9 protein-coding genes are annotated in these 12044 nt (G+C 52.1%); 8 read left to right on the top strand and 1 reads right to left on the bottom strand.

The window, feature by feature from the left end; genetic code table 11:
• Positions 1 to 157 precede the first annotated feature (157 nt).
• Positions 158 to 415 (bottom strand): hypothetical protein, encoded by a 258-nt coding sequence (locus tag HMPREF1246_RS10450; protein WP_133300525.1) that lies wholly within the window; start codon positions 413 to 415, stop codon positions 158 to 160.
• Between the two features lie 721 nt (positions 416 to 1136).
• Between HMPREF1246_RS10450 and secA the strand changes: the two genes are divergently transcribed.
• From secA to HMPREF1246_RS00695, 8 genes are all read left to right on the top strand, one after another.
• Positions 1137 to 3656, top strand: coding sequence for a preprotein translocase subunit SecA (gene secA / locus HMPREF1246_RS00730; protein ID WP_014128782.1), 2520 nt, complete (start codon positions 1137 to 1139; stop codon positions 3654 to 3656).
• 187 nt (positions 3657 to 3843) lie between these two features.
• Positions 3844 to 4944: a peptide chain release factor 2 gene (gene prfB, locus HMPREF1246_RS00725; RefSeq protein ID WP_014128780.1), complete on the top strand. Its 1101-nt coding sequence runs from the start codon at positions 3844 to 3846 to the stop codon at positions 4942 to 4944.
• A gap of 20 nt (positions 4945 to 4964) precedes the next feature.
• On the top strand, positions 4965 to 7058 hold the full coding sequence (locus HMPREF1246_RS00720; RefSeq protein WP_021736366.1) for a DUF5693 family protein: 2094 nt from the start codon (positions 4965 to 4967) through the stop codon (positions 7056 to 7058).
• Positions 7051 to 8172: a polysaccharide pyruvyl transferase CsaB gene (gene csaB, locus HMPREF1246_RS00715; RefSeq protein ID WP_035224031.1), complete on the top strand. Its 1122-nt coding sequence runs from the start codon at positions 7051 to 7053 to the stop codon at positions 8170 to 8172. Before HMPREF1246_RS00720 ends, csaB begins: the two co-directional genes overlap by 8 nt.
• On the top strand, positions 8163 to 8849 hold the full coding sequence (gene ftsE, locus HMPREF1246_RS00710; RefSeq protein ID WP_009015788.1) for a cell division ATP-binding protein FtsE: 687 nt from the start codon (positions 8163 to 8165) through the stop codon (positions 8847 to 8849). The genes csaB and ftsE overlap by 10 nt, the downstream gene beginning before the upstream one ends.
• On the top strand, positions 8839 to 9726 hold the full coding sequence (gene ftsX, locus HMPREF1246_RS00705) for a permease-like cell division protein FtsX (RefSeq protein ID WP_009015787.1): 888 nt from the start codon (positions 8839 to 8841) through the stop codon (positions 9724 to 9726). The genes ftsE and ftsX overlap by 11 nt, the downstream gene beginning before the upstream one ends.
• A gap of 14 nt (positions 9727 to 9740) precedes the next feature.
• Positions 9741 to 10874 carry a murein hydrolase activator EnvC gene (locus HMPREF1246_RS00700; RefSeq protein WP_009015786.1) on the top strand — a complete coding sequence of 378 codons (1134 nt, stop codon included), beginning with the start codon at positions 9741 to 9743 and terminating at the stop codon, positions 10872 to 10874.
• A gap of 9 nt (positions 10875 to 10883) precedes the next feature.
• Positions 10884 to 12032, top strand: a complete 1149-nt coding sequence (locus tag HMPREF1246_RS00695) for a S41 family peptidase (RefSeq protein WP_021736383.1) — start codon at positions 10884 to 10886, stop codon at positions 12030 to 12032.
• Positions 12033 to 12044 lie beyond the last annotated feature (12 nt).

Below are 12044 nucleotides of genomic sequence, written 5' to 3'. Positions count from 1 at the left end.
TTAAGAGAGTTGCATTTGGAATGCGTGATTTCAACAGATTTAGGAACCGGATTCTCTATGTGAATTGGCAAAAAAGGAACTCGGCAAATGCCTTGCCGAGTTCCTAAAAGGCGATTTAGTTGTGGGGCACCCCAACATTTGACAAAGAACCTTTTAACTAGCCCAAAAATCGGGCTGGATTGATGAAGAAGGGGCGCCTCACATCCGCTGCCAAATCTGAGAAATCATAAACTGGATCCACGCTGATGCCCGGTTTAGGGCTCTGGAATTGTATTTGACTTTTATAAGAAGACAATCTTTTTGAAATATAGAAATCACAATAGCGGCAAGATCGTCCCGCTTTCGTGTTTTCCTGTTGTACTCGATGTGCGGTATCAATCCGACTTACCAAGACGATTTGCAATCGTTTTGTCATGTTTTTGCCTTCCGGTCTTTTATTCCATTTGCTTTTTACAAATTCCGGTCAGATGGTTCCCGTTGCGAAGAGCTCATGTTTTCATCGACGACGTAAGTTACTTATCTAATGCGGTTGGTTAAAGCCTTCGCGTTTTCTTTCAATTCTCCTTTTTGAATAGGGGACTCAGGCAAATCATGCTTCCTCTAAAGAAAACGAAATAATACCAAGACGGGCTCGCCCAAAGACTCCATTTTTTCGGATGATTTAGGAATGAAAATGCAGTACGTGATTTCTTACGAATCGGCATGCTCCCATTGCGATCGAACGAATCTTTCTCAAGCAATGGGAGCACGTCACTGCATCAAATTGGCACGATTTGCGCACCGAGTAAAAAAGAAGGCAGGGGGCTTTGGTGTCGGACCGACCTTTAGTTTCCCTCACGGTCTTTAAGAACCACAGCATCAAAGCTAGAGCGTTAGTTTTTTTACTCGACAGCCGCAGCCTTGCATGCAGGACAGCCATTCGGCTATTAGACCGAATAGACAGCTTGAACGCGGCTTTCTATGTACCCACTCGGCGTAATTTGCAGACCCAGCAAAAAAATAAAAAGTTCTCTCTTTTGACACGCTTTTTGCGTGCCTTTCTTTGACTTTCCTATATGCATTTGATAAAATGAAACGATGAATAAATAGGCTATCTATGCGTCCATGAGGAGTGATTTTAGTTGCTGGAACAGCTAATGAAAATGGTCTTTGGTGACCCCAATAAAAAAGAACTGAAGGTATGCCAAGGCTATGTAGATAAAATCAATGCGCTGGAACCGGAAATTTCTGGTCTTAGTGATGCCCGTTTGCGCGCCAAGACGGATGAGTTTCGTCTGCGCCTGACCAAGGGAGAAACGCTCGATGATCTCCTGCCGGAAGCTTTTGCCGTTGTTCGGGAGGCCGCCAAACGTGTCATGGGTCTGCGCCATTTTGACGTTCAGCTCATGGGCGGCTGCATCCTTCACCGTGGAAAGATTGCGGAAATGCGTACTGGTGAAGGGAAGACCCTTGTGGCAACGCTGCCGGCTTATTTAAATGCCCTTGAAGGCAAGGGCGTCCATGTTGTGACGGTCAATGACTACCTGGCTCGCCGTGACAGTGAGGATATGGGCCGTGTTTACCGTTTCCTGGGACTTTCTGTCGGCCTTATTACTCACGAAATGGATTACCCTGCCCGTAAGGCTGCTTATGCTGCCGATATTACCTATGGAACAAACAATGAATTCGGGTTTGACTACCTCCGTGACAACATGGTCATTTCCCTTGACCAAATGGTGCAGCGTCCCCTGCATTATGCCATCGTCGACGAAGTGGACTCCATCCTTATTGATGAAGCCCGTACTCCCCTTATCATTTCCGGCCCTGGCGCCCAGTCAACGAGCCTTTATCAGGTCATGGCGGATGTGGCGGCCAAACTGAAGGAAGGGGAGGACTATACGGTCGATGAAAAGCAAAAGACCGTTGCCCCGACAGAAACCGGCATTGCCAAGACGGAAAAACTCCTCGGCGTTTCCAATATGTATGACGGGGAAAATGGCGTCGACTATTCCCATCAGCTCATGGCAGCCCTGAAGGCCAAGGCCCTCATGCACCGTGACCGCGATTATGTCGTAAAGGATGGGGAAGTCATCATTGTCGATGAATTTACGGGTCGCCTCATGTTTGGCCGCCGGTACAGCGAAGGGCTGCATCAGGCCATTGAGGCAAAGGAACATGTCAAGGTCGAACGGGAAAGCCAGACACTTGCCACCATCACTTTCCAGAACTACTTCCGTATGTATGATAAGCTCTCTGGCATGACTGGTACGGCCAAGACCGAAGAGCAGGAATTCCAGAAGATCTACGGCCTTGATGTTGTGGTTGTGCCGACAAATAAACCCAATATCCGTATCGACTATCCAGATGTCATCTATAAAACGCGCCGTGCTAAGTACCGCGCCGTGGCAAATGCTATTGAGGAACTTCACAAGAAGGGCCGTCCGGTCCTTGTAGGAACGACGAGCATCCAGCAGTCGGAAGAGTTGTCCGAACTCCTTAAAAAACGTGGCATTGAACATAATGTCCTCAATGCCAAGTTCCATGAAAAAGAAGCTGAAATCGTCGCTGATGCCGGGCAAATGGGGGCTGTTACGATTGCCACCAACATGGCCGGCCGTGGGACGGATATTGTCCTGGGGGATGGGGTCGCTGAACTTGGCGGCCTGCATATCATCGGTACGGAACGCCATGAATCACGCCGCATCGATAACCAGCTCCGCGGACGCTGTGCCCGTCAGGGAGACCCAGGGTCTACGCGTTTTTATCTTTCTCTTGAAGACGACCTGATGCGTCTTTTTGGTTCGGATAACATTTCGGGCATCATGGATAAGCTCGGCATGGAAGAAGACGAGCCCATTGAGCATAAGATTGTGACCCGTTCCATTGAGTCGGCCCAGAAGAAGGTCGAAGCGCGCAACTTTGAAATTCGTAAGCAGGTCCTTGAATATGACGATGTCATGAACCAGCAGCGCGAAGTCATTTATGACCAGCGCCGCCAGATCCTTGAAAAAGCAGACCTCAAGGAGACCGTCCTTGACATGGCAAGCCATATTGTTGACCGCTCCATGGATATGTATGCACCAAAAGAGGCTTACAGCGAAGATTGGGATGTCAAGAGCCTCATCAGCTATGCAGAGGAGTTTTATGCGCCGGCCGGTTTCCTGAAGGAAGAAAAACTGCAGGAAATGAGCCGTGATGAACTGGAAACCTTCCTCCACAAGGTCGCGGTTGATTACTACAATGCCCGCGAGGAAAATAACACGGCTCCCATCATGCGCGAATTGGAAAACCTGGTCATGCTGAAGGTTGTTGATTCCCACTGGATGGAACATCTCGATGCCATGGATGCCCTGCGCGAAGGCATTGGGCTGCGCGCCTACGGACAGCGTGATCCGTTGGTTGAATACAAGTTCGAAGCCTATGAAATGTTCGAAGCCATGAAGGAAGCCATCGTCGATGATGTGGTCCGTTATATGTACCGCGTCAACGTCGTTACCCAGCCTGTTGTGGAAGACCATTTGAGCGAAGCCTCGACGAACAACCCGAACGTCGACGGCAGTACAGAAACGCCGAAGGAACCGGTCAGAAATGACAGCACGGTGGGGCGGAACGATCCCTGCCCCTGCGGCAGCGGCAAGAAATATAAGAATTGCTGTGGTAAAAATCAAAACAGCTGACACCGCACAGTCATGAAGAACGGGACTTTGCCTTAGGTCCGGAAAAAAGGCCTGCGCCTTTTTTCGTGCGGCGCATGACAGAAAAGGGGATGCCGCCTTGGCGGCAGCCCCTTTCGGACATTGAAGGGAAGAATCCAACATGGGGCCCTGAGGCTCCTCATTCAATAGGAAAGGGATTGAACGAATCGTGTTACTTGAAGAATTAAGACCGCAGATCGGCGAACTCAGAAACCGTCTTGGCGAACTCAAGACGGGCCTTAAAATCGAACCCAAGAAGGAACGCATCCAGGACCTTGATTACCAGATGGCGGCACCGGGCTTTTGGGATGATCCCGATAAGGCCCAGAAAGTTGCCCAGGAAGCCAATAACTTGAAATCAGAAGTGGATACTTTTACGAGCCTTGAAACGAAGGTCGACGACCTCGATACCCTTTGGGAAATGGCCATGGAAGAAAAGGATGACACCCTGGTTTCCGAAATGGAATCGGAACTGGAAGGGGCCAAACATACCCTTTCGGAACTGGAACTGGGCATGCTGCTCAGTGATGAATACGATGCCAACAATGCCATCATGAACCTTCATGCTGGTGCGGGCGGAACGGAAGCCCAGGATTGGACGGGCATGCTTCTGCGGATGTTCACGCGCTATGCCGAAGGAAAGGGCTTTGAAGTGGAACTGCTCGATGTCCTGCCCGGTGAAGAAGCAGGAACCAAGAGTGCTACCCTTGCCATCAAGGGACATAATGCCTATGGGTTCCTCAAAAGCGAGAAGGGCGTCCACCGCCTTGTCCGTATTTCTCCTTTTGACTCCAATGCCCGCCGCCACACTTCCTTTGCGGCGGTGGACGTTATGCCGGAAATCGATAATACGGTGGAAGTCAACATCAACATGGACGATGTCCGCGTTGACTACTACCGCGCCAGCGGTGCTGGCGGACAGCACGTCAACAAGACGTCTTCGGCTGTCCGTATGACCCATTTGCCGACGGGCATTGTTGTCCAGTGCCAGAACGAACGGTCCCAGCTGCAGAATAAGGAACGCTGCCTGCAGCTGCTGCGTGCCAAACTCTTTGAATACGAAAAGGCCATTCAAGATCAAAAAATCAGCGACCTTGCCGGAGACTATCAGGCCATCGAGTGGGGGAGCCAGATTCGCTCCTATGTTTTCCAGCCCTATACCTTGGTCAAGGATCATCGGACTGGTGCGGAAACCGGCAATATCCAAGCTGTTATGGACGGGGACCTGGATCTTTTTGTGGAAAGCTATCTCCGCAGCCTGAAACATTGATCAGGGGAAAGGGGTAAGCCGTGAAGAAAATCAAACAGCTATTTGTGGTCCTCGTCGGTCTCGGCCTTTTGGCCTCCCTTTGTCTTAACTGGAGCCGGTATCAGGTGGAACAGGCCAATCGGAGTATGGAAACGGTCATGGATTATCAGGCCCTGGTCCGTATGGCGGACAGTGAGGGTCTATCGCGGCAGAGCGTCTTCAAAAAGTTCAAGGACGCCGGCGTCACGACCCTTGCCGTTTCAGACCGCACCATCATGGATATGGCAGGCGAAGGCCTTGTTACTTACTATACGGGCGGCGAGCTCCTGCGTCAAAAGGAAATCGGCGGCCTGAGCCCGAGCTGGCAGGCCGTTGTATCCTCACCGGATTTTACCTATCAGGCTGTCTACCTGGCCGATGGAACGAGCCGCCGCACCTTTGATGCCCTCATTGAAACACTGGGCGCCCGTTTTGACAGGGACCGCTTCCAGAAGGTCTCCGATACGCCCCGTGTCTACATGCTCAAGGCTCCGACGGCCCTCAATAAGAATCCTTTCAGCCAGGACCAGCTGGGCATCCAGGAAACGCCCTTGATCCTTGTGCCGGATGAGCTTCTTGCCGCCAAGGAAAATGGCTTTATGGTGGCCATCCGTCCCAATAATTTTGTAAAGACCACCAAGGATGAAGAAAAAGCTCAGCAGCAGCTTGCTGTGTTCTTTAAGGAAATTGATGAAACGGGAGCCGATGTTTCGCTCATCATTGGCAGCGGCCGCAGCATGCTCGGCGAGCCTCGCTATCTCAAAAATGTGGCGAACGCGCTCAAAAAGCGGCATATCACCCTGGGTATGGTCGAAGCCGATGTACAGCTCCAGTTCATCAAGATGGACGGACTTGTACCCCTTTCGGAAGTCATGGACTATGATGCTGCCCGCGTCTACACCATTGCCGAAGACGAGCAGCGCAAGATGAAGGTCTTTGATGCGTTCCGCCGCTGGTCCCTTGCCGATGATGAGCGCAATATCCGCGTCAACTACATCCGTCCTTTTGTTACCGGTCTTAATGGCAACACGGCCCTTGAAACGAACCTTGAATACGTAAGTGATGTGACGCGTGACGTGGCATCCCATGGATATATAAGCGGACGGGCCGGCGTCTTTGCCCCGTACCATCCGTCCCGTCTTTTCTATGTGCCCATGGCTTTTTCTGTCGTGGCCGCTTGGTGCCTTTATTTCCTTCTCCTTGGCATCGTGCCCCAACGCCATTATGGCAAGCTGGTCCTTTTGGGCGGGCTGGTCCTATCTGCTGGTTACTTTACAGGCAGCCACGCACTCTTGTTCCGCCAGGTGACGGCCCTTTTGAGTGCCATCATCTTTCCCGTCCTTTCCATGGCCCGCATGATCACGCTGTGGGACCGCCGTAAAGGAGAAAGGACGATGAAAGGCCTTCTTGCCATGACGACGGTCCAGCTAGGCTATGCCGTGATTCTGTCCCTCATTGGTGCCTCTTTATTGGGGGCAGTCCTTGGAGATACACGTTTTCTCCTTGAAATTGATATCTACCGCGGCGTGAAGGTCACCTTCATGATGCCCGTTCTTCTTACGTTCCTACTCTTTGTCAAACGTCATGGCCTGTGGAACGAAGGGGAACGCCTTACGGCTCCCTTATCAAGGATCCGGGCGTTTCTTAACCGCCCATTTACGCTGTCGACCCTCATTGTTCTCCTTGCCTTTGCCATCGTGGCGTGGGTCTTTATTGGCCGCAGCGGCCATACGGCAGGGGTTCCCGTTCCGGCCTTTGAGGAAAAGCTTCGCTATTTCCTTGAAGAGACCATGTACGCCCGGCCCCGGGAAAAGGAATTTCTCATTGGTCATCCGGCTTTTTACTTGACGGCTTGGTGCGTCTTGCGGAAACTTCCGACTTGGGCCTATGGCCTTTTTGCCGTAGCCGCGACCATTGGACAGGCAAGTCTCGTCCAGACGTTCTGCCATATGCGGACCCCTATTTTCATGAGCTATGTCCGGGCCCTTGATGGTTATGCACTGGGCGTGATCCTAGGCGTTTTGGCCGTTGTTGTGTTTGAAGGACTTTATCGTGCCTATGGGGGTTACAAGAAGGGGAGGGACGCCCGTGGCTAAGGTGCTCATATCCGGATATTACGGATTTTCCAATGCCGGTGACGAAGCCATGCTGACGGCCATTGTGGACAGCCTTAAACGGGAGGCCCCTGAGACGGTCATTACGGTCATTAGCGGCCATCCCCGCTCAACCTGTGCCCTCCACGACGTAAAGAGCATCGGACGCTTTGATTTTCCCGCCATCCTGCGGGCCATGGCAGGGACGGACCTGCTCTTATCGGGCGGCGGCAGCCTGCTCCAGAACGTAACGAGCCATTTCAGTCTCTTTTATTATCTTTCCATCATCGCTCTTGGCGTCATTATGAGGAAAAAGGTGATGCTCTTTGCCCAGGGAATCGGTCCGATCAAGGGCTGTTTTTCCCGCTTCCTGACCCGGTTCGTCTGCCGCCACGCCGATTTGATTACGGTCCGTGACGATGGGTCCTTGGATGACCTTTGTGAGATGGGCTTTGAGCGAAAGGATATCCTCGTCACAAGTGATGCTGTCTTTTCCCTTCCTGACGGCAATCGCAAGGTGGGAGAAGTCATCCTGCGAGGCATGGGCATTGATCCTGAACGGCCCGTCATTGGCTTTGCCCTGCGGCACTGGAAGGGGGAGGATCGCTTTATTCCTGAATTTGCCCGCGCGGCCGATGGTCTCAAGGCCGCCTTTGGGGCGCAGATTCTCTTTGTCCCGTTTCAGTTTCCGTCTGACAGGGAAGTTTCCGACGCGGTGCTTGGGCAAATGGAAAATAGCCGCGACGTCTTTATCCTGCCGCGAAAACTTTCCACAAAGGAATATCTTGACCTCATGGCCAGCCTGCGCCTTTTGGTGGGGATGCGGCTCCATGCCCTGGTCTTTGCGGCCCTTGCCGGCGTGCCTTTTATGGCGGTTTCTTATGATCCCAAAGTGGACCGTTTTGTAGATGGGATGAAAGGAACCGTTGTCGATACCATCGATGCCATCAAGGCCGGTGAAATCGTTTCCCTTGCCGATTCGATGCCTGCCGATTCAGGAGCCCAGGAAGCTTCGGAACTTGCCGCTCTTAGAAAGGAAGCACGTTCCAATATCCTGCGTGCCCTTGCCCTTATGCATGAATCCAACGAAAAAAGGAGTGGATCCCATTGCTCGTAATGAAACATGCCAGCAAGATCTATCCTGGCGGAGCCGCTGCACTCCAGGACGTGAATGTTCATATCAAGCCAGGTGAGTTTGTCTTTCTCGTCGGTCCCAGCGGGGCCGGCAAATCAACCTTCATCAAGACCATTTCCCGTGAGATTGAACTGTCAAGCGGGCAGATCTTTGTGGACGGCGTCGATGTCATGAAGCTTCGCAATGACGAGATCCCCTACCTGCGGCGTCAGCTGGGTATCGTATTCCAGGACTACCGACTGCTGAATGACCGGACGGCCTTTGAAAATGTGGCCTTTGCCATGCAGGTCATCGAGGCCCCTTCCAAGAAAATCAAGGAACGGGTCATGGAAGTCCTGACCCTTGTTGGTCTTGGCGACCGGGCAAAGAACTATCCCAGTGAAATGAGCGGCGGTGAGCAGCAGCGTGTGGCTATTGCCCGGGCTATTGTCAACGACCCGCTGCTGGTCATTGCCGACGAACCGACGGGAAACCTCGACCCGGAAACCAGTATGGAAATCATGAATATCTTTTCCGAAGTCAATAAGCGGGGCGCGACCATCATCATGGCCACCCATGACAAGACCATGGTGGACTATATGCAAAAGCGGGTCATTGCCATCGAAGATGGACGCATTGTCCGTGACGATATCAAAGGAGTCTATGGTTATGAGCTTTAGTACAAAATGGTATTATTTGAAGGAAACCTTTACGTCACTAAAACGCAACTCCCTTATGAGTATTGCGTCCGTGACGACGGTTGCCCTTTCCATCCTTGTCCTGGGGCTCTTTTTGACGATGGTTCTCAATGTCAATAACCTTGCCCAATACCTGGAAAATCAGGTCCAGGTGACGGTCTATATGTCGGATGCCGCAACGAGCGTGCAGCGCCGTCAAGTAGAGCAGCAGCTCAAGACGACGCGGGGCGTCATGGAAGTCAAGGGCGTGACAAAGGAAGAAGCCCTGCAGAATTTCAAGAAACGGCTCCGCGAACAGGAAAAGCTCCTTGATGCCTTGGGAGAGGACAATCCCTTCCCTTATTCCTTTGAAGTCCAGGTGGATAAACCGGAACGCATCCAGGAAATCGTGCCCCAAATCGAAAAGATGCCCGGAGTGGAAACGGCTAAATTTGGACAGGAAGTGGTGGAACATCTCTTCCAGTTGACACGTATCCTGCGCCTGGGAGGCATTTTCCTCATCATCATGCTCGCCATTGCCACCCTTTTCATTATTTCCAATACGATCCGCATTACGGTCTTTGCCCGTCGGCGGGAAGTGAGCATCATGAAATATGTGGGGGCCACCAACTGGTTCATCCGCTGGCCTTTCCTGCTGGAAGGGATGTTCATGGGCTTTGTCGGGGCTCTCATTGCCGCTGTGGCCCTTTTCAAGATGTATGACGCTGCCCAGGTGAAAATCTATTCGACCCTGGCCTTCTTTCCCCTCCTGCCAAGCTGGCCCTTTATGGTCTACCTCTGTGCCGGTCTTGTTGCTGTTGGCACCTTTATCGGGGCTGCCGGAAGTGCCATCAGCCTGCGCAAGTTCCTGGATGTTTGATAGGGGGCCTTGTCATGAAAAAAGAAGTTGCCGTCGCAACGGCTCTGATGGCCCTTATGAGCTATATGGGGCCCGTTTCGTGGGCAGAATCCATAGAGGATAAAAAAGCAGAGCTCGACGAGATTCAGCGGCAGATGGACACGAACACTTCCCAGCGAAAGGAAAGTGAAGCTCGCATTTCAAACGCCGTGGACCGCCTTGTCAGGGCCCGGCAGGAACTTGCCGAGGCAAAACAGCAGCTTGCCGTTGTCGAAGGCCAGCAGCGCATTCTTGAAGGCAAGATCCGCAGTAATGAACGGGCCCTTGTCATCAAGGAAAAGGAATTTGACAATACGCGGGAAATCTACAAAAAACGGCTTCGCGACATCTATGAGAACGGGCAGGTGAACTATCTTGACGTGCTTCTGGGATCGAGTGATTTCCGGGATTTTTCCTCCCGCATGTATCTCTTGCAGCGCATCATTCGCCGTGATACGAACCTTATTGAAACGCTTAATGCGCAAAAACATGAGCTTGAAGCCAAAAAGGCCGAGCTTGACGCGGAACATGCGGAACTTGATGGGAAGCGCCAGGAAGTGCTTCAGAAAAAGGCCTATGTGGAACAAAAAACAGCTGAGCAGGAGCAGCTCTATCAGGAAGCTCTAGCGGAAAAATCCCGTCTTGATGCAGAGTACGAAGAACTCCAGCGCAACAGCCAGGAAATTACGGCCATGATCCAGCGCATGGAGCAGGAAGGCCGCATGATGGCTTCTGCCCACGGGTCTGGTCAGTTTACCTGGCCTTGTTATGGGGAAATCACGTCTCCTTTTGGCTGGCGCGTCCACCCCATTTGGGGTACGGAAATCTTCCATGCCGGAATCGATATCGGTGCCGACTATGGGCAGCCCATTGTGGCCGCTGATTCCGGTACGGTGATTTATGCTGGCTGGATGGGCGGTTATGGCAATGCGGTGATGATCGATCATGGTGGCGGCCTTGTGACCCTCTACGGACACAACAGTTCCCTTACTGTCGGCGTTGGCGAAAACGTTTCCAAAGGTCAGACCATTGCCCTTGCAGGCAGTACGGGGAATTCGACGGGGCCGCACTGCCACTTTGAAGTGCGTATCCATGGTGAAGTCACGTCCCCGCTCAACTATTTGCCATAAGGAGGGGCTATGGGTAAAAAAAGATTTGGCTGGGCCCACCTGATCTTGGCCGTCTTGGTTTCTTTTTGTGTCTTTATCTTCGGAAGTATCACGGTCCTTGGCCGCTATGTCGGCAATCCCGCGGGATTTCTCGAGTTGATACGGACCCTGCATTTGATTTCCAGCTATTATGTGGGAGACATGGAAGAAAAGAACCTTTATGACGGCGCTATCCGCGGGATGGTGGAGGAACTGGGTGACCCGTATTCATCCTATTTGGATACATCGAATTTTGAAGCCTTGAATGCCATGACTGAAGGCCATTTTGGTGGTGTCGGCATGGTCTTGGGCATGAAGGAATCAAAGGAAATTATCGTTGTTTCTCCCATTGAAGATACACCGGCTTACAAAGCCGGCATCAAGGCAGGGGACATCATCCTTTCCATTGACGGGAAGGACGTGACGGGCGAAAGCCTGAACGAGGTTGTGAAAAAGCTTCGCGGCAAAGATGGGACGCAAGTGACAGTGGGACTGAAGTCTGCCGATGGATCCACCCGCGAAGTGACGCTGACAAGAAGCGAAATCAAGGTCAAGAGCGTCTACGGACGCATGGAAGAAGGCGGCATCGGCTATATCCGGATCACGAATTTCAACGAGGAAACGGACCGCGATTTTGCCGCCACACTGGGAAAGTTGCAGGGGGAGGGCATGAAAGCGTTGGTCCTTGATCTGCGGGACAACCCAGGGGGCCTTCTCCAAAGTGGCGTCAATGTCGCAAAGCACCTTGTTCCCAAAGGCCCCATTGTTTCCATGACGGATAAATCGGGGGCGACTGAAACCTTCTCCTCAGAGCTTGAAAAGGTGCCTTTCCCCATTGCCGTATTGGTGAACCATGGAACGGCAAGCGCGGCGGAAATTGTTTCCGGTGCTATCCAGGATACGGGATCAGGCAAACTTTTTGGGACCAAGACCTTTGGCAAGGGTGTGGTCCAGAATGTCTTCATGTTAAGCCAGAAAACTGCTGTCAAGCTTACCATTGCAAAGTACTATACGCCCAGTGGGCGCAGCATCGATAAGGTCGGCATCGAACCTGATGAAACCGTGGAAGCAATAGGAGCTGCCGGCACCAATCAGCTGGAAGCCGCTGAGGCCTATTTGAAAACGGTCATTTCCCAGTAATCGCCGAAAGGA

The organism is Acidaminococcus sp. BV3L6, assembly GCF_000468835.1.
GTDB classification, from domain to species: domain Bacteria; phylum Bacillota; class Negativicutes; order Acidaminococcales; family Acidaminococcaceae; genus Acidaminococcus; species Acidaminococcus intestini.
Note: the sequence above shows the minus strand (reverse complement) of the source record. Positions and strands in the feature narration are given on the sequence as shown.